This window comes from Vibrio kasasachensis (genome assembly GCF_050337565.1).
GTDB classification, from domain to species: Bacteria; Pseudomonadota; Gammaproteobacteria; order Enterobacterales; family Vibrionaceae; genus Vibrio; species Vibrio kasasachensis.
The window spans coordinates 203,354-221,997 of record NZ_JAKJTB010000009.1; the positions used below are offsets into that span (position 1 = coordinate 203,354).

General features: G+C 41.1%; 15 protein-coding genes. 6 read left to right on the forward strand and 9 right to left on the reverse strand.

All coding sequences use genetic code 11. From position 1 onward, the window contains the following. Positions 1–57 precede the first annotated feature (57 nt). The 4 genes from L4C38_RS03790 to L4C38_RS03805 form a co-directional block, all read right to left on the reverse strand. Positions 58–1,611, reverse strand: a complete 1,554-nt coding sequence (locus L4C38_RS03790; RefSeq protein ID WP_428796200.1) for a methyl-accepting chemotaxis protein — start codon at positions 1,609–1,611, stop codon at positions 58–60. Positions 1,612–1,812: 201 nt separating this feature from the next. Beyond that, positions 1,813–2,004, reverse strand: coding sequence for a hypothetical protein (locus L4C38_RS03795; protein ID WP_428796201.1), 192 nt, complete (start codon positions 2,002–2,004; stop codon positions 1,813–1,815). Positions 2,005–2,301: 297 nt separating this feature from the next. Continuing rightward, positions 2,302–3,249: a TerC/Alx family metal homeostasis membrane protein gene (locus L4C38_RS03800; protein ID WP_428796202.1), complete on the reverse strand. Its 948-nt coding sequence runs from the start codon at positions 3,247–3,249 to the stop codon at positions 2,302–2,304. A 397-nt stretch (positions 3,250–3,646) separates the two neighbouring features. Continuing rightward, entirely contained in the window at positions 3,647–5,659 is a 2,013-nt protein-coding gene (locus tag L4C38_RS03805) for a TonB-dependent siderophore receptor (protein WP_428796203.1), read from the reverse strand. Positions 5,660–5,775: 116 nt separating this feature from the next. On the opposite strand from L4C38_RS03805, the gene L4C38_RS03810 reads away from it, so the two are divergent. Then, a complete protein-coding gene (locus L4C38_RS03810) occupies positions 5,776–6,747 on the forward strand; it encodes a helix-turn-helix domain-containing protein (protein ID WP_428796204.1) in 972 nt (323 codons plus the stop codon). Between the two features lie 255 nt (positions 6,748–7,002). Here the strand turns inward: L4C38_RS03810 and L4C38_RS03815 are convergent, their stop codons facing one another. Continuing rightward, positions 7,003–8,736 (reverse strand): bifunctional metallophosphatase/5'-nucleotidase, encoded by a 1,734-nt coding sequence (locus L4C38_RS03815; protein ID WP_428796205.1) that lies wholly within the window; start codon positions 8,734–8,736, stop codon positions 7,003–7,005. Between the two features lie 166 nt (positions 8,737–8,902). Here L4C38_RS03815 and L4C38_RS03820 point away from each other — a divergent pair, with 166 nt between their 5' ends. Continuing rightward, entirely contained in the window at positions 8,903–10,534 is a 1,632-nt protein-coding gene (locus tag L4C38_RS03820; protein ID WP_428796206.1) for an ATP-dependent endonuclease, read from the forward strand. Positions 10,535–10,611: 77 nt separating this feature from the next. On the opposite strand, the gene L4C38_RS03825 is transcribed toward L4C38_RS03820, so the two are convergent. Next, on the reverse strand, positions 10,612–11,085 hold the full coding sequence (locus L4C38_RS03825; RefSeq protein ID WP_428796207.1) for a DUF1097 domain-containing protein: 474 nt from the start codon (positions 11,083–11,085) through the stop codon (positions 10,612–10,614). A 205-nt stretch (positions 11,086–11,290) separates the two neighbouring features. Next, positions 11,291–12,193: a LysR substrate-binding domain-containing protein gene (locus tag L4C38_RS03830; protein ID WP_428796208.1), complete on the reverse strand. Its 903-nt coding sequence runs from the start codon at positions 12,191–12,193 to the stop codon at positions 11,291–11,293. 228 nt (positions 12,194–12,421) lie between these two features. Between L4C38_RS03830 and focA the strand changes: the two genes are divergently transcribed. Further along, positions 12,422–13,867, forward strand: a complete 1,446-nt coding sequence (focA, locus tag L4C38_RS03835) for a formate transporter FocA (protein WP_428796209.1) — start codon at positions 12,422–12,424, stop codon at positions 13,865–13,867. A gap of 54 nt (positions 13,868–13,921) precedes the next feature. Here focA and L4C38_RS03840 read toward each other — a convergent pair whose 3' ends face one another. Both L4C38_RS03840 and L4C38_RS03845 read right to left on the reverse strand, forming a co-directional pair. Beyond that, positions 13,922–14,491 carry a YceI family protein gene (locus L4C38_RS03840; RefSeq protein WP_428796210.1) on the reverse strand — a complete coding sequence of 190 codons (570 nt, stop codon included), beginning with the start codon at positions 14,489–14,491 and terminating at the stop codon, positions 13,922–13,924. Beyond that, positions 14,488–15,027 (reverse strand): cytochrome b, encoded by a 540-nt coding sequence (locus L4C38_RS03845; protein ID WP_428796211.1) that lies wholly within the window; start codon positions 15,025–15,027, stop codon positions 14,488–14,490. Before L4C38_RS03845 ends, L4C38_RS03840 begins: the two co-directional genes overlap by 4 nt. Before the next feature lie 255 nt (positions 15,028–15,282). Between L4C38_RS03845 and L4C38_RS03850 the strand changes: the two genes are divergently transcribed. From L4C38_RS03850 to dcuC, 3 genes are all read left to right on the forward strand, one after another. Next, on the forward strand, positions 15,283–15,918 hold the full coding sequence (locus tag L4C38_RS03850) for a hypothetical protein (protein ID WP_428796212.1): 636 nt from the start codon (positions 15,283–15,285) through the stop codon (positions 15,916–15,918). A 250-nt stretch (positions 15,919–16,168) separates the two neighbouring features. Further along, on the forward strand, positions 16,169–16,963 hold the full coding sequence (locus tag L4C38_RS03855) for an EAL domain-containing protein (RefSeq protein WP_428796213.1): 795 nt from the start codon (positions 16,169–16,171) through the stop codon (positions 16,961–16,963). Between the two features lie 202 nt (positions 16,964–17,165). Next, positions 17,166–18,533, forward strand: a complete 1,368-nt coding sequence (dcuC, locus tag L4C38_RS03860; protein WP_428796214.1) for an anaerobic C4-dicarboxylate transporter DcuC — start codon at positions 17,166–17,168, stop codon at positions 18,531–18,533. The last annotated feature ends 111 nt before the right edge of the window (positions 18,534–18,644 follow it).

The window sequence follows — 18,644 nt, forward strand, 5'->3', positions numbered from 1 at the left end:
ATACCAAAAGAAAAGCACCTTAGGGTGCTTTTCTTTTATCTATGTTTTGATAAACCATCAGCTCGCTATTTTTTCAATCACTTGTGCAAGCTCGTTGGTACTGTTTTGCACTAAAGTATTCATTTCATTGGTTTGCGTCATTAACTCGTATGAATCTGCATACTTTATGTTTATTGATTGAATATTTTCGTTAATCTCATTTGATACATGCACTTGTTCTTCAATTGCCACTGCAATCTGTTGATTTCTGTCGACAACATCTTGAACTAATTCTTCTAACTGCTGAATGCTTTCTTGCGCATGGGTTATTGAATCAACTGTACTGGTTGATTTTTCATTACCATTCTTAAGTGCGTCAACCGCAGAATTGCTTCCTAATTGAATACTTTCGATGGCAAATTTGATCTCAGTAGTCGATTCTTGTGTGCGTTGTGCCAGCGTTCTTACTTCGTCTGCTACTACCGCAAACCCACGCCCCTGCTCTCCTGCCCGAGCTGCTTCTATTGCCGCATTGAGTGCAAGTAGATTAGTTTGTTCGGCTATATCATTTATTACTTCTACTACGGATCCAATTTGATTTGTCTGATTGTTTAGATCGGTGATTGTTGCAGAGATTTGTTTCAGTTCGTTGACTAGTTCTAGTACCGAATCATTTACGTTATCGATCACTCCGCGGCTTTCGCACATAGTATTTTGAGCTTGTACTGTTGCATCAGCCGTTGCTTGAGCATTTTGCGAGATTTCAGCAGAAGCGGCTTGCATCTCATTGACCGACGTGGCGACAACATCGATTTCAATTTTTTGTTCGCTCAAATTTTTAGTTACACGCTCACTATTACTCGCAGCGCTGTCAGCATTAGATTGCGTTTTTTGGCAAGAATCCATCACTGAAATACCGACCCGTCCAAGCAAAGCATTGGCATGCTGTTTACGCATTTTCATTCCAAGCTCAATCTCTGCTAGGTCATTTACACGACCACAATAAATATACTCCATTAGTGGGTTGTTAAAATCTGTTCGCGCTTGTTGAGCTATTCGTTCCAAAGGTCGTGTAAGAGAATAAATAGCAAGGGTTGAAACTCCCGCCATCGCAAGGGTTGCTACGAGTGAACTTTGTCCATAAGAAATAAGTAGATTCGCAATACCAGTAGCTGCACCAATCCAGAAAGTACTTCTCATCCACAACCGAGTGCGAGGTAGCAATAACGCCCAAGGTTTTTTGTTGTTGCGTAGTTTAGCGTATGCTTTTTCCGCTCGCTTAACATGGATCCGTTCAGGTTTAAAGCGGACAGACTGGAATTCAACTATTTTACCGTTATGCATAATTGGTGAGGCGAAGGCATCTACCCAATAATATCCCCCACCTTTGCGTTGATTCTTTACCATACCCATCCAATGCTTACCGCTTTGTAGATGAGACCATAAATCTTTAAAGGCCACTTTAGGCATGTCTTTATGTCGGACTATGTTGTGGGGGTTGCCTTGGAGTTCACCATCTTTATAGCCAGCAACTTCATTAAAATGGCTACTGGCATAAGTAATATAGCTAGAAGGGTCTGTTATAGAGATCAGATTATAATTTGCGGGGTAGTCATATTCCGTTTCACTCATATTTTTTATCCTTACCAAGACCGACGTTTACAATGTGCAACGTAGTGCGCACTTTAACTTCAGTAAGAATAGAGCAAAATTTGGAGATAGTTTGATATGGGCTTAGAAGCGGATTGATTTCTGATACTAACGTACTAAATATGAAGATTTTTTTTCACAAAAAAACGTCAGCATTTTTGCTGACGTTTTCGTTTATTCCACTTAACGGTATAAACCGATATCTTTTTGTAAGTGCCCTGACAGGTCACCAGTGTAATGACAACGAGGCTCCGCTCGGTCTGTAAATAAGATATCTAATAAGTGGAATACCAATCCTTTGATGTTAACCGAGTAGGTTTTTCTTTCCTTAGAGATAGGTGAAATAATGGTGTTAGCGTCAATAACTTGTGCCATGTGCGCCTCTCTTGCAATTCGGATAACTTTCGACAAGTAAATATTAGCCATTTTTTTTCTGCGCAAATAATGACAAAAGTTATTTTGTAAGATTAGTTTTTCTTATGCTACAAGACGTTAACATTACCAATGTCAAAATATGCTTTTTTAGTTGGGCATTACGTTTAAATTGTCACCAATACTGAATGTTTATGTTGAAGTGAAAAAACACCTCGCAAACTGTTAACAATGTGTTTACAGGCGCGCGTTGCAACTACGAGGTGTTAATCACACTTTAATTTATTGAGATTAAAGTGATTATTGAGCTACTCGAGTTCTGCTTCGTTGCTTCATCACAGAAGCCACTACTGCTACTGTCATTGTAATCAATAGTACCAATAATGACACTGGTGTTGGGATTGCCCAAGCAGTTCCGACCAATAACATCTTAATACCAATAAAAATCATGATGAATGATAGTGCAGGTTTAAGATAAATAAACTTATCCATCATGCCTTGCAATACAAAGTAAAGTGAGCGCAAGCCCAGTAATGCAAAGACATTCGCCGCCAATACTAAAAACGGTTCACGAGTGACAGCAAAAATCGCAGGTATAGAATCTAATGCGAACATTACATCCATAAAGGCAATCACACCGATGACGATCATCATAGGGGTTACGCATCGTTTACCATTCTCAATGACAGTTAACGCGTTCTCACGATAACCATCTGTTACTGTAGCGAATTTGCGAATAATTTTTTCTGGTAGAGGGTTAACTTCTTCTTCCTCACCTTTATCTCGTGCGAGTTGGATACCTGTCCAAATTAAGAACGCGGCAAATATATAGAGGATCCAGTGGTACTGAGCAAGTAGTTGAGCACCTACAGCGATCATAATTGCACGAAGAACAAGAGCACCGATTACACCCCATAATAGAGCTCGGGGGCGCAAATGCTCAGGAACGGAATATTGATGAAAAATAATCGCGAAAACGAATAGATTATCGACACTCAATGATTTTTCGAGCAAGTAACCGGTTAGAAATGAAACGGTTGCTTTTTCGGCTGTGTAGCTGCTCCCCGGAGCATAAATGTCCCAAAAGAAGTAGATAGAACCAGCGAAGATAAAAGCGAGAGCAAACCAGAACAAGCTCCAAGTTGCTGCTTTACGGATAGTGATTTCACCACCGCGAGTTTGCCAGATATCCAGCGCTACTAACGTTAGTGTAAGAATGGCAAAGCCAATATAAGTAGACGGGGTCATACGTCCTCCAAAAAACGGAGGGATCTAGATTAAATACAACGATCCCTACCGCAAACAAACGATTCCCCTTCCACTAAAGGAAAGAGAACTTGATTACGTTGGTCTCGTCGAAACGCAAAGCGCTTATACTTACCGGAAAGGCGTGAGGCCTAACGAGATGACGATAAGTAAACCAGAGGCGACTACTCCCCAAACGAAGCGGATTGTATGACTCAAATCCCCAATTTGCAACCTGAAAACATCAAATAACATTAAACATAATTTTAATTAGAAATGTGAATAACTCTGAGTCAAACATCTGCAGAATTCATTGATCGCTTTATAAGCAAAAAGGCTCTCATATTGAAAGCCTTAGGGTTATTTCTCTACAGTCGTATCAGCTCATATTGGAGCTTACTTAGAATTTATATGCAGCCGATAGCTTATAGCTGCGACCCGGGTCGTAATCATCCAAAGTGATCCCGCGTGCAACACCAGAACGAGATGCATGAGAGGTATACAGCTCATCAAACACATTATCGATACCAAATGTCACTGATAGTCCATCGATGTTTGACGGTATCCACTGGGCATACAAGTTGTGCACATTGTAGCTGTCTTTTACCGGTTTACCTGCGAAGACATTATCTTCTTCGCGAACGAATATCGATGTCCAACCAAATATGCTTTCTAGCGTGTCTGACTGATAATCAAACGCCAGCGCTATGCTGTCACCCATGTCAATGCTACGTCCATTCCCACCTGCGACTGGGTCACCATTTAGGCTGTTTTTCGTATCTGACTTAGCGTATGAGAGTTTACTATTAAAGTTTTGGTAACCATATGAAGCACTCGCTTCAAAGCCTTTTATCTCTACATCCCCTAAATTGTAAATCAAGTATGTGGTTGGTGTACCCTGTGATTTGTCTGCTATATAGTCATCTATATCTGTTTGAAATAAGGTCAGATTTGCACCAAAGCTGTGTTCATTAACCTGCTTATCGAAACGCACACCACCTTGTGTATTTTGCCCGGTCTCTGGTTGTAACCCTTCTTCGACGAAAGTGACATCTTGGTAGGCGATAAAGGTTTCTAGTAATTCAGGCCCTTTGAACAACGAGCGTGTGCTCGCGAACAGTGTCCAGTCTTGTGTGATTGCCCATTCAGTTGCGAGTGCCCAAGTCACGTCATCATAATTGTTTGTTCCGGTGACAGCCTTACGTTGGTAATCGTCGTATCGCAGACCGGCAGTGATTGAAAATGAGTCAGTAATAAAAATTTGGTCTTCAACAAATACAGCCGTAGACACGGTAGACTCTTCCATGAATTTACGTGCACCGTAATAGCTAGCCGTAGTCTTATCTATATAATCAAACCCGTAAGTCATACGATTATCAAACTGGCCAATTGTGAGATCAGATTGAAATTTACCATTCAAACCAAAGTTTTGGTTCTTGGCTGTGTTTTCATATATGCGTATCGATGGCCACCATGGGGCTGCCGTCATTACAGACTCATCGCGTATTATTTGTGTTTCTGTGTTGTAGAGTGTCACGCTACCTTGATGCGTATCCCCACTCAACTCGTAACTTAATCGAATAGTATCTCGGTCGTAATCAGTTGGGATAAGTAGATCATTGGACAAGCCATTATTCGCACTGCCTGACATATCTGGGCGGGGGCTATAGTCGCCGCTATCACGATAAAGATCGTAAGAGAGCTCAAGACGATGAATATCACCCAATTGATAGCCGATCTTGGTCAAAATATTGTAAACATTCCCTTCCGAGCCAAAGGTTTTGTTTCCATCACCATCTTCAAAATCATCACGGCTCACGTAATGTCCATATACCATGGCATCGACGTTTTCCGAAAGCAGCCCGTATAATGTAAGCGAGCCTTGTTGATTATCATTGGATGCATAGCCGCCATAAATACGTGCGCCAAAATCTTCATCGTAGCGCAATAAATCTCGGGCATCTTTGGTTTCAAAGTAAACCGAGCCACCTAGCCCACTTTGGGTTACTGAATTATTACCAACTTGGATATCTGCAGATTTTAGGATATCTGGATTTAATGTCAGATTGCCTATGTGGTGAAACATATTGGCATGCTGTGACGCACCATCTAAACGAATATCTAATTCTGTTTCACCTAAGCCTCGGATAGTAATTCTTTGATTAACCGAGTGTGTTCCCCCGACATCGACCCCCGGGATATCACGCAACAAATCCGACATATGATCGGCTTGCTTGAGTGACATGTCATCAGCAAACATCGACTCGGTGTTACTCGATACCTTAGTTCCCCATACCACAACGTCTTCAACATTTGATTGCGTTTCTTGCGCTAAAGCAGGGTTGGCAAGAGCCACGCTTATGCATAAACAGAGGATTGATCGCTTAATTGGCGAGCGAATTTGGCTTTCCATGAACACTTCCCTAAATAACAATGATAATAATTCTCACTTATGATAGGGTCGATTGTTATTAATAAAAAGATGATTCACTTATGTAAAATCGCATAGGTGTTATGAGGAATCACAAGATGCCTGCAATAAGCAAGAAACGGACTAAACTTGCCAAAGTGGTTCTAACCAAAAAACTGGAAGAAACAGAAAAACAGATCATCGTTTCACATGGACAAGCCAACCAAACTCACTTGGCCGAAGGCAATTTTTTATCCTATCAATATGATGAACAAGTATTTATCCATGGCGGTCACTGTATTGAACTTGTCGACTCTCATATTGTATCGACTGCCCATTCGGCACTACTCGTCACCATACTTCTTGAAGGTAACCTTTCGTTTGGCTATGGCGACTTACAGTTTGATTTTTCGGCAAAGGACGGTCCACAAGGCGTCGTCGTGAATATCGCAAAACCCACTAACTTTCGCCGTTCATTAAGTAGAAATAATCGAATGTGCAAGATCAATATATTAATCAAACCCAAATGGTTACACTCCAGGATGAATGGAAATGATGGGGCAAATCTCTTTCTTGATGTTCATCAAGCCTTCTATCGACTAGAACTGCATCAACCATTAATTGACTTGGCTAAGATGCTTGCGCATCGCGAAACTCCCAAAAATTTGAAGGATAAGGTTGAAATTGAAAGTTTGACGAGCCAAATACTTGCGTTCGCATTAGAGCAGTTGCCAGAATGTCCTGACAAGGAAGATAAGGTATCGGTGGATACATCAGATACACGTATTGAAGATATCATTAGTTATATCGAAACCCACCTCGATCATCATCTTACGCTAGATAAGCTTGCAAATAAATTTTCCATGAGTGTATCTAACCTACAACGTCGCTTTAAACAAACTTTAAATATCACGGTTAATGAGTATATACGCCATCGCAGATTAGCCATTGCGCGACAGCATCTAGAGCGAGGTTTGGTGACGATCACTGAAGCAGCTTATGAAGCGGGTTATCAACACCCTTCAAACTTTACCAATGCCTTTAAAAAGCTATTTGGCGTTCCCCCACAAGATATCGAGAAAACAAATTAACTCGGTAACGATCAATTCAGACCTTAGTATTTAGAGTTTGTCACATGAAATCAAAAAGGAGCACATTCATGCTCCTTTTTCTCTACATAGCACCATTTGGAATGACGTAGACCATCGCTACCCAGATTGATACCCAACTGACGACGACGGCAACATCGATCCAGTCTTTATTCCACATAATGACTCCCTATTCATTGGTTTAGGATCAAATGAATCAAGAGGTTATTTGCAATTGCCATACCGAAAGATTAAAACTTAGCCTCTTTGTGTCGAAACTTGTGGGGAATATCTTAAAATTTCTGGGTTGTCACTTAAATATTGAATAAAACAGTCAGCCATCGAGAAGTTAGTAACATCGCCCTCGCCGATCATATTAAGGATGGCTTCATAGCCTTCCTTGCCCTTCATGCTATAGGCAGAAGATGTACCAATATAAACACGTTCTGGGTCTATCAGTTGCCAGTTGTTGCCGCTTAACAATTCGAGGGTCGAAATGCGATGGCCGATTGGTGCTTGCGCGTCGTAAGCAAAGCGCAAATTGGCAGTATAGGGATAAGAGCCGGAGCCTGTACCATCTACGCCATTGCTAGTCGCATTATTAATAGCGCCTTCAAGAACCAAAGCGATATATTTACCTTTGAGTTGATAAAAGCCTATCGGCACCAAAAACGGCAATACTTTTCCGGCTATATCAGCGACGGAAATTGGACCTGGGTCTATTGAGTTTCTAACCCCGCCAGCATTATGAATAGCAAACTCAACGTTATGACCTTGCTGATTTAAGGTATGCATAAACGACTGCGCAACAAGTGGAGCTATTTCACTGCCACCTTTTTCATCAGGAAGTCGTACATGCCGTAATCTACGTTTGGTATTCGCTATATACGTCTGTTGTAAAACACTGACGCGTGCTTGATAACGCTCTTTGAGAATCGTTTTTATGGTTGGATCTTTACGGCAAACCATAACGTTAGGATGGTTATCAACCAGATCTCTAACACGTTGATAATCTGTATCTTGCCACGATTGGCTTCGACTGGTGTCGACGAACAATCTTCGCCCCAGTAAAAGCTCATTTTTACCCTCAAACCGAGTAATGCAACCGAATTCATCAAAATCGATATCACAATGACCGATAGCCAATGAATGAAAACCAGCTTGAACAATATGTGTGTTTTTGACTTTAATCCCATATGGGTCACAGCTACCTAATCCTAACTGAGAAAAGTCACCCTGTAACACGTGACTGTGCCCACCAACGATCAAGGAAACGCCAGAGACATGGTTGGCAAAATCGAGATCAGCCTCGTAACCCATATGGCTCAGTAGAATAATTTTATTGATTCCAGCTTTATGGATTTGCTCAACCGTGTTTATCGCGGTTTGAATTGCGCTAACAAATGGCGTATCGATATCCGGATTAGAAATATCAGCCATCTTATCAAGCGCGAGCGAAAAAATTGCAATAGGTTCTTGGTCGACATGCTTAACGATCCACTGTGCAGATTGCGTTAGTGGTTTGTAGCTATATACATTAGGGTTATGGCTAAGGGTAACGGGCTTACTGGTAAGTTCATTAGATAAATTCCAATTGCCAGCGAGCAGTGGGAAATCGATTCGATTGGCGAATTCTGCTACAGGTAAATTACCCATATCCAATTCATGGTTCCCTACCGCCATTGCATCCAATCCGAGCTGATTTAACAAGGTTGAATTGGCTTCACCTTTGAATAGTGAATAAAACAGTGTGCCCTGAAAGCAATCACCGGCATGTAGAAACAAAAACCCTTGATTATCTAGCAATGCTTGCTGTTTTAAATTGTCTACTCGCGTTTTGATTCGTGCAAATCCACCAGCGCTAACGAAAGGACTCGCATCAGTCTCGTCTATATTTATATTAAGTTGTAGCGACGTGGGTTCAAAATACGAGTGTGTGTCATTAATGTGAGCCAATTTTAAGGAGATGGCTCTATTTTTCATCATTGTCATATCTCATCTCACTTTTCAGCGTCATGCTAACTCATTCTTTATGACAAATTCATTACTTTTTGAGTATTAATTTCCATCGCCACAGATATGTGACATAAGTATATGCTTATATTGAATTATTCTTTTATGCTTAATAGGCAATAAACTCTTAACTAAGGTTAAATCTATGCTGTTAGAGCGAATTGAAATTGCCGGGTTCAGGGGTATAAAGCGACTCTCTATTTCCTTTGAACAGTTGACGGCGTTGATTGGCGAGAATACTTGGGGTAAGTCATCATTGCTTGATACCTTGTCAGTGGCATTACCACCTGATGGTGTACCGTACCAATTTGAAATGACTGATTTCCATGTTGATTACGCCATGTCTCACTCTCAAAGCCAGGACTTACAAATCGTCCTCAGCTTAGTAGCGAATGACACGCGTGAAGTTAAATCTCGGCGCTACCGAAAAATCAAACCGGTATGGGTAACAGACAGTGAAAACGTTCATCGGATCTATTACCGAATTAGTGCAAGCCGCGTTCAATATGATATTCAAACACATTACGATTTTCTCAACATTGAAGGCGACCCACTTGCTTTGCATCATACTGAAAAAATAGCCCAAGAATTGATGTCATTACATCCCGTAATTAGATTAAAAGATTCACGCCGTTTTGATAGACCGATTGAGTCAAATGGAAGTTTTAATGAAAGGATTGAAAAAAGAATCAACAATACCTGCCGTCGCCTTATGGCTATTCCTGGTCATGTAAATAAAGGGGAAATGCGTAGTAGCCTAAAGTCGATGGGAATGCTGGTGGAGCATTATTTTTCGTTTAAATCTAATACTAGAATCCTCCATAAAACACCCCGTGACGGTATCTTCTACTCAAGAAGATCTGATTCACTCTCGATAAATGAATATGTCGACAAATCGAATAGCAAACAGACTAGGTTACTGTTGCTAGGTTTGCTTAATGCTTATCTTCAGGCCAAGGGACCAAATCGTCTACGCAAAGGGGCTCGTCCAATATTGATCATTGAAGATCCCGAAGGTCGATTACACCCAACTCAACTAGCTCGTGCATGGGGTTTATTGCAATTATTACCTATGCAAAAGATCCTAACCACCAACAGTGGAGATCTTCTTGCACAGTTGCCTATTCATTGTATTCGACGTTTGGTACGCCAGTCAGATAAGACAATTTGCACCAGTTTGGCGACTCAAGGTCTATCACATGATGAATTGAGAAGAGTCGGTTTTCATCTTCGCTTTCATCGTTCTGGCGCTTTGTTTGCTCGATGCTGGTTACTGGTTGAAGGTGAAACCGAAGTTTGGCTGTTCAATGAATTGGCCAATCAATGTGGCTATAACCTAGCCGCAGAAGGCGTACAGATCATTGAATTTGCTCAATCGGGTTTGAAATCACTACTAAAGGTTGCCAAAGCATTTGGTATTGATTGGCATGTTGTTACGGATGGAGACCCTGCAGGCAAAAAATATGCAGCCACCGTAAGAGCGCGGTTAGGACATGATCAAGAAAGACATCGATTGACTGAGCTACCGGATAAGGACATCGAACACTATCTATATAACAACGGCTTTGAAATGTTTTTTCGAGATATGCTTAAGATACCGCTCGATCACCCTATTCCGGCAAAAAAAGTAGTTAATCGAGTACTTAAAAAGTATGCAAAACCCGATTTAGCGCTTGCGATCGTTTCCCATTGTGAAGATAGAGGGCTTGAGTGCATTCCTTTATTACTACGTTGGACACTTAAGCGCGTAGTGACAATGGCAAACGGGAATACTTAAAGCATTATACCCAAGCATCTTGAGGTTGCTTGGGTATAAATAGTGCGATTGAATGGTCGGCAAATATTAGTTATCTCTTATGCTACAACCGACTTATCAATATTTTTGAACTTGTCGTGTAACCACAGTCCACTGCGCTTCATTGTGTAGCCAAATACGCCACCCAGTAATAAAGAAGGAATGACTATTTGCCAATCACCATTGGCTGCAAAAGTGGCACACGAACCAATAAATGTCCCCGGAATATAAGCCAGCCACGATTGCTTTGCCTGTAAACACATAAACAGTGTCACCACACCAGTTAACGCATATGCCAAAATATCCGTAGAAATATACTCACTACCATTCATGATCATTAAAGCCCAAAACACGCCGCTTAAATTGGTGATAAGGCTTATCAATAATCCTTTCGCACCTTCATATGGCGCTGCGAAGTAGCTAGTGCAACCTAGAAATCCTGCCCATGCTAACAAGCCAAGGCTAATTGCGACCCAGCCCCAGACTGCTGATAATAATGCTGTGGTGAGTGAAATAGCTACCAGTGCGCTCATAATGGTTCTCTGAAGATTCTAGTGTGAGCGGAACACTATAATGACTGCTGGGCATAAATTCATGATTTAGGTCACGGTTTGTATGTCGCAACTACTATTAGTTACATGACTTTGCTTACGCAATCGTTACAACAACAGATTTAGTACATAAAAAAGCCCAAGTGATTAAATACTTGGGCATAGCAATGTTAATGGTTAGTCGGAATTAAAACACGGATTTACCTTTCATCATCCGCATACCTTCACGTTTAATACATTCTACTAACGGGTTTTCAATCATGTCGGCACGCCAAACGAAAGATAAGGTTCTCTCCATACTCAATTCGGGAACATCCAACGCAACCAATAGTCCACTTTCAATGGAACGTTCAACATCCAAGTATGGCAAACACGTTAAATACTGACCGTTAGCGACCATACTTCTTAAAACAGGAACGTGTTCATATTCGCGCCATACATCTAAATCTTCAATTAAGTGATGAATCGAACTATCGAAAATCATTCGTGTTCCTGAACCATGCTCTCTAAGCACCCACCTCGCCTGCTCAAGTTGCGAATGAGTAACTCTACCCGATCTAGCAAATGGATGATGCGCAGACGCTACGACGGTTAAATGATCGCGACACCAAATTTCTTGATGCAAACGATTATCATCACAACGTCCTTCGATAATGCCAATATCATATTTGTAATCGATTAGTCCCTGTAAAATGACATCGGTACTTTGAACATTAAGCTTAATGCGGAGCTCCGGAAAGTCATTATCAATTCTACTGATAAGGTCAGGAACCAGATGCTCTGCTGGTGTTTGACTTGCACCTACACACAACTCACCGCTCAATAAATGTTGTTCAATAAAGCCCATTTCTATTTGCTGAGCATCTTGTAAAAGTCTTTTTGCTTTAGGTCTAAGCCAATTTCCCCAGTGGGTTAAAGCCATCTGCTTACCCTGCCGCTCAAACAACGGTCTGCCTAGCATTTTTTCTAATTGCGCTAACGACATACTCGTCGCGGATTGCGTTAGTGCTAGCTTATCAGCAGCAAGACTTACACTTCCCGTGTCTGCTACTGAATCAAATACTGCCAACTGCTTTAGAGAGTAACGCATAACACTCCTTATCGTTATAACGTTAATAGCCTGATTTTTGTATGCGTTTAATAAGCATACGTTTTCATTCTACTGGTTAATTTTCTCATATCAAATTTTCTGATGAGTTTTCTCAATATTATCAATTTTACCTCTACTCATTTCACACTTAATCTGAAATGGCGATGCAGTACTAGCTTCGCAAATACCATAAGGAGGTAATTATGAACATCATGACTAGGAGCGCGTATGTCATCAAATAACGCTAATAATCAATGTTATTCACCGATGGAAATGATGGCTGAAGCTGAAAAGTTTGCATTAGGTAAAGCCAAAAAGAATACGGGAATGACTTTGAGCTTAGCCATTATGGCAGGTGCATTTATTGGATTAGCTTTTCTGTTTTATATCACTGTGACGACAGGCGCTACTGAGTCAGGCTGGGGGCTGAGCCGTTTCGCAGGAGGATTAGCATTTAGCATGGGGCTAATTTTAATCGTGATATGCGGTGGAGAGCTTTTTACCAGTTCCGTACTTTCCAGTATTTCATGGGCGAACAAGCAAATAAGCTTCGGCAAAATGCTTTCCATTTGGGGCAAGGTTTATTTTGGTAATTTTATCGGCGCAATGTTTCTACTCATCATTGTATCTGCCGCGGGCTTGTACCAAATGGACCATGGGCAATGGGGATTAAATGCATTAAACATCGCCCAGCACAAGTTACACCATACTCCAGTACAAGCGTTTTCTCTGGGTGTGCTTTGTAACCTGCTAGTTTGCTTGGCAATTTGGCTTACATTTAGTAGCACCAATGCAATGACAAAATCGGTTATGACCATCATGCCAGTGGCAATGTTTGTATCAAGTGGCTTTGAACACTGTGTTGCCAACATGTTTATGGTGCCACTGGGCATAGTGATTCAAAACTTTGCGCCTGAATCATTTTGGTCAATGACCGGAGCTTCAGCAGCTCAATATGCAGATCTAAATATTATGCAGTTTATTACTGCAAACTTAATCCCAGTAACACTCGGCAATATTGTTGGTGGTGCTGTACTTGTTGGGCTTGCTAACTGGTGTATTTATCGCAGACCTCAACTAAAAGCAGCCAACATTTTAACCATAACAACTACCACTAACATTACGTCAGTTAAGGAAAACATTATGAACAACAATATCATCGTTAAAAACATTATGAACACTCAACCTATAACTCTTACTGCAGACATGACAACTCCAAAAGCTATCGACCATTTGATTGCCCATCACGAAGTCAGTGCACCTGTTACGGATGTTCAAGGTCGTCTTGTTGGGTTCTTCTCTGTACACGATGTAATGGTTGATCTGTGGTGCCAAGACTACATGCCAATCCAAGGTCAAAAAGTGGTCGACTTGATGTCGCGAGACGTGGTTGCTATTGATGTGAATGACAAACTAGTTGATGTAGCTGAATATCTTTGTATCGATAAAGAGCAACTTTATCCAACTACTTCAATGGGCATCGCAACTCGCTTTTCCATGCTGTCGCTAGAGGAAAGAGCCAAGAGTATTAAGGTGAGTAAACCACATTCATTACCAGTGCTGGACAATGGTCATATGGTTGGTGTTATCAATCGACTAGATGTACTTGAGGCACTCCGTTCTATATACGGTAAGCCTGTAGAAGTGTTAGAGACACATCAACAAACTGCATAGCACCAAAAAAGCGCCTAGAAATAGGCGCTTTTTGTTAAAATACTCTTTTTCAAATTACTTCTTAACACCTTCGACGTGTAATTCCATATCGACATAGCTAGAAGCACCCATAACTTGAATATTATAATCTGCTAGTTCTAATCTTGTCGTACCATAGAAACCAGCACGCTCACCGCCCCATGGGTCTTGCCCTTGCCCGATGACTTCAGCATTGATGGTAATTGGTTTGGTGACGCCATGAAGATTCAATTCACCAATTAAATCAAAACTACCATCTCCCTTATCCACGACTTTGTTGCTAGAAAACGTCGCTGTGGAATACTTACCAGCATCGATAAAGTCGGAACTACGAATATGCTTATCACGCTCAGCATGGTTTGAGTCCAAGCTTGTTGTATCTACATTTACGCTAATTGAAGAAGCTTCAATATCAGTTGGGTCGTATGAAAATTCACCACCAAATGTATTAAAACGTCCTTGAATGAAGCTATAACCTAAGTGGCTAATTTTGAAATTAATTGACGCATGAGCGCCTTTCGTATCGATTACATAGTCCGCTGCGCTTGCACCCACGGGAATTAGCATTGCCATGGTTAGTCCTGCTGCAAGTAACGTTTTTTTCATTTTGATGCTCCTATCATTTTGCGTAGCGTATTGTCTTTATCAATAACATGATGTTTGATAGCTGCGAGTGCATGAATCGCAGCCATAATCATTAGTGCCCATGCTGTATAAAAATGAACTTCACCAGAGATATCAGCTTGCCCTTCAAAAAACGCCCCTAACCCGGGGACTGAGAACAGGTTGAATACCTCTATCGAACGTCCATCTTCGGTTGAAATGAGATAACCCGATATAAATAGCCCTATAAGTGCCACATACATCAGAGCATGGACGAATTTTGATGCAACTATCTCAAACGCATTCCCCTCCACCTTCGGTGACGCCGTCACATTCTTCCAAATCACACGAAATACGGTGACTAAAGCGAGTAAGATGCCTACCGATTTATGCCAATGTGGCGCAGTTCGATACCATTCGCTGTAGTAAGATAGGTCAACCATCCATAAACCTACGGCAAACATGCCAATAATCACCAAAGCTGATAACCAGTGAATACCTCTTGTGACTACGTTGTAGTTCTTAACCTCTAGTTTCATGGTTTCGTCCAATTCCTTAGTTTCAGACCGTATTAATGCTGAGTAGTAATTGTTAAACAATTATCACACGCTTAACATCTACGCTATTTGATGAACTTATTCAAAATTTTTGAATAGGAGTTTGATGTGACCTATCCTCAATCTCTGACACAAATCCAATTCTTTAAGTGGGTTCACTAAAATTTGTCACCGAATTGTACGATGTGCGTGTTAATCTTCTAAACATGATTGCATAGGGAAGTATGGAGAAAGGTCTTGTTAATGGATGTGCTCATTCAGAGCGTCAATGAGTTCCAAGCTGATTGTATGGCTTTGTGTGAAAGACACTACCCGACTATTCATAATAGAGGGATGAGTGAACATCACCTTTCACTCGCATTTTCACGGCGTTTAGCACGAACGTTGACTGAGTTTGGGCATGATTGCACGTATGCTCCACTGGAAACATACCCGGCAAATGAGCAACCAAGTCATTTCAGAGTATCTTCTGATGCAGGAACAGTCTGGATCCTAACCTCTCACTTGATTAGCGCTGGAAGTACTTGCCGTAAGAAATTGTTTAAAACTATTGATAATTGGCAAGCAGAGTACGAGTATGCAATTCAACCAAATGATTTGTTGTTACTACTTTCTGATCACTGGATTTCTCGCAGTAAGCAAAGTAAGGAGTTAATCCATTGGTGGAGTGGCTTCCTACCTGACGACGTCGAAAACTATCGAGCACAAGGTGTAAGCTTATTCACGAGCGACTCACAACTTTCAATTTGTTTAGAAGACCGTTTTGCTATCTCTCCCTACTACACAAAAGTTACCCATCCACTTAAACGAGCATCTGACCAACAACTCGTCAGGAAATACGTTCAACTCTATTCGGTCGTTCAATTAAGTTAAATTGTTTGGTACAGATACTATTTGAAGCTCTCGCACTAGTTTTGTCACTTCGTAGTCTTTAGAGTCGACTAATCGGAATTACCAACTAATCATTAAGTTTAGATGCAACACTCATTTTACTGATATTTCTCATGTTGAGCGCATTTTGGGGGGCTTTATTCGTTGACAAAAAAATGTCATCGACAATATTATGACTAATGCACAATTGGTTTAATTATCCAATTGCTAATCAGTCGAGGCTCAAATATACATGCTCTTGTCTAGTCAAAATCAGCTCCAACAATACGTTTTTTTAAACGAGCAGAAACAACATATTGCTAAGTATAAAAAGCTAAATTTAAGAAGCGTTTTCCAACCGATTTTTGACAAGAATAATCAAACTATTGGTGTAGAGGCACTTGTTCGTATCTCAAATGCTGAATATCAGAATGTCCGCCCTGACCATTTTTTTAATTCAAAGGACATTAGCCTAGAAGATAAAATCAATGTTGAACGCTTGAGCCGTATCATACATATTCGAAATTTTTCCAACTCACGTTATCGCGATCTCAATTTATTTTTAAATGTCCTGCCGTCATCTGGTGAGTTTTACGCTTTAGAAGATAGAAGAATCAATTTACTTTCAAAACGCTTAAAAGCGTTAGACCTACGCTCCGATAAGGTGGTGATGGAAGTTGTTGAATCCCATGCTCATGATGAAATCTGCCTTCAAAAAGCAATGAAAAAACTCTCTGACCGTGGATTTAAAATAGCAATCGATGATTACGGTATGGAGGCATCAAACCGTAAACGAGTAGAACTACTTAGGCCGAACATCATAAAAATTGATCGATCTTTACTTTTAGCTTACATGGATGGTCACACCGAGGCGTTACTTGGTGGAATATCTCTAGCGCGCCAAATTAACGCCAAAATAGTAATTGAAGGCATTGAGACACATAAACAATATCAGACAATGGTCGAATTAGATGTCGATCTTTATCAAGGTTACTACCTCGCTATGCCGCAACCACTCGAAATGCTTGAATTGGCGCCAGCCAACTAACCTCCTTGTTATCCTAAATTTGTTATCATCTGCGACAACTCTTAGATACGGCATAACTCACTATTTTAGATAAATAATTCACTTTATTGTTTTAGATCATGAGTGGTACATCTTTTGCTCGTGCTACAAAACATTTTTCTGTAAATTCCCCTCACACTTTGACACGGTTTGTCATATTTTTATTTTTCTACAGAGGTTATTTATGCTGGAGCTTCTAATTGGATTAGTGGTCACCATTGCAGTGGGCTATTTTATTGTCAAGGGATACAAACCTGCCGGCGTCCTTCTATCTGCTGGTTTATCTTTGCTTATAGTTACCGGGATCCTCGGTCACACTGTTCTTCCAGGTAATATTGCGTCAACAGGCAATATGCTCACCGACTCACTGGAGTATGTTAAGTTCATGCTTCAAAACCGCGGTGGCGGTCTAGGTATGCAAATTATGTTGCTATGTGGTTTTGCCGCCTACATGACTCATATTGGTGCGAACAATGTTGTTGTTAAACAGTTTTCAAGACCACTCTCAGTTATTAAGTCACCATACGCATTGCTTGTTGCCGCCTATATTGTCGCCTGCTTGATGTCATTAGCCGTGAGTTCTGCGACTGGTCTTGGTGTACTATTAATGGCTACCCTATTCCCTATGATGACTGCAATGGGTATTTCTCGACCTGCTGCTGTCGCTGTTTGTGCCTCACCTGCTGCAATTATTTTGGCGCCTACCTCTGGTGATGTGGTGATTGCCGCTGAAAAATCTGGAATGGCGCTTGATCTATTTGCTGTTCAAACTGTTCTACCTGTTTCAATTGCAGCAATTATTGTCATGTCTGCTGCTGCATACTTCTGGAACAAATATCTAGATAAAAAAGAAAATACACCGATGGAACGTATCGACGTGTCTGAGATTGAAGTAAAAGCGCCAGCTTATTACTCAGTTCTACCGTTCTTACCAATTCTCGGCGTATTCCTATTTAACGGTCGTACATTGCCTGGGCTTGAACTTGATATCTACACCATAGTTGTGCTTTCAATTTTTGTCGCAGCGTTAGTGGATTACGCGAGTAAACGTTTTGATGGCAAAGCAACACTTGAAGATCTTGAGTCTTGTTACGAGGGCATGGCTGATGCGTTTAAAGGCGTAGTAATGCTATTGGTTGCGGCTGGTGTTTTTGCCCAAGGTCTTATGTCTATCGGTGCGATTGACAACCTACTTCACCTTGCAGAAAGCGCTGGTGCCGGTGGTATCGCATTAATGCTGATTCTTACTGGTTTGACCGTTGCTGCCGCAATTGCAACTGGTTCGGGTAATGCGCCATTCTATGCGTTTGTTGAACTAGCTCCTGCATTGGCAGCTAAAATGGGCTTAAATCCCGCGTTCTTGATCATTCCAATGCTCCAAGCATCTAACCTTGGTCGTACAATTTCACCAGTTTCTGGTGTAATTGTGGCAACATCTGGTATGGGTAAAATTAGTCCCTTTGAAGTGGTTAAACGTACTTCTGTTCCGGTTCTAGGTGGTTTGATCACCGTTATTATCGGAACATTGATATTGGTTCCTATGTATTCATAAGTAGAGCGGATTCAATACAATCTATATTTTAGGGCGCAGTAAGCGCCCTTTTTCATTGTTTCATCCCATGTCCTTTACTACTGGTATTTCTAAGCATACACAGCTTAGGCA

Excerpts from the sequence above, each read along its gene's own strand:
- dcuC (WP_428796214.1), top strand. The coding sequence starts at position 17,166 with ATGCTGGAGCTTCTAATTGGATTAGTGGTCACCATTGCAGTGGGCTAT.
- L4C38_RS03845 (WP_428796211.1), bottom strand. The coding sequence starts at position 15,027 with ATGAAACTAGAGGTTAAGAACTACAACGTAGTCACAAGAGGTATTCAC.
- L4C38_RS03840 (WP_428796210.1), bottom strand. The coding sequence starts at position 14,491 with ATGAAAAAAACGTTACTTGCAGCAGGACTAACCATGGCAATGCTAATT.
- L4C38_RS03815 (WP_428796205.1), bottom strand. The coding sequence starts at position 8,736 with ATGACAATGATGAAAAATAGAGCCATCTCCTTAAAATTGGCTCACATT.
- L4C38_RS03825 (WP_428796207.1), bottom strand. The coding sequence starts at position 11,085 with ATGAGCGCACTGGTAGCTATTTCACTCACCACAGCATTATTATCAGCA.
- L4C38_RS03810 (WP_428796204.1), top strand. The coding sequence starts at position 5,776 with ATGCCTGCAATAAGCAAGAAACGGACTAAACTTGCCAAAGTGGTTCTA.
- focA (WP_428796209.1), top strand. The coding sequence starts at position 12,422 with ATGTCATCAAATAACGCTAATAATCAATGTTATTCACCGATGGAAATG.
- L4C38_RS03795 (WP_428796201.1), bottom strand. The coding sequence starts at position 2,004 with ATGGCACAAGTTATTGACGCTAACACCATTATTTCACCTATCTCTAAG.
- L4C38_RS03790 (WP_428796200.1), bottom strand. The coding sequence starts at position 1,611 with ATGAGTGAAACGGAATATGACTACCCCGCAAATTATAATCTGATCTCT.
- L4C38_RS03830 (WP_428796208.1), bottom strand. The coding sequence starts at position 12,193 with ATGCGTTACTCTCTAAAGCAGTTGGCAGTATTTGATTCAGTAGCAGAC.
- L4C38_RS03820 (WP_428796206.1), top strand. The coding sequence starts at position 8,903 with ATGCTGTTAGAGCGAATTGAAATTGCCGGGTTCAGGGGTATAAAGCGA.
- L4C38_RS03805 (WP_428796203.1), bottom strand. The coding sequence starts at position 5,659 with ATGGAAAGCCAAATTCGCTCGCCAATTAAGCGATCAATCCTCTGTTTA.
- L4C38_RS03800 (WP_428796202.1), bottom strand. The coding sequence starts at position 3,249 with ATGACCCCGTCTACTTATATTGGCTTTGCCATTCTTACACTAACGTTA.
- L4C38_RS03855 (WP_428796213.1), top strand. The coding sequence starts at position 16,169 with ATGCTCTTGTCTAGTCAAAATCAGCTCCAACAATACGTTTTTTTAAAC.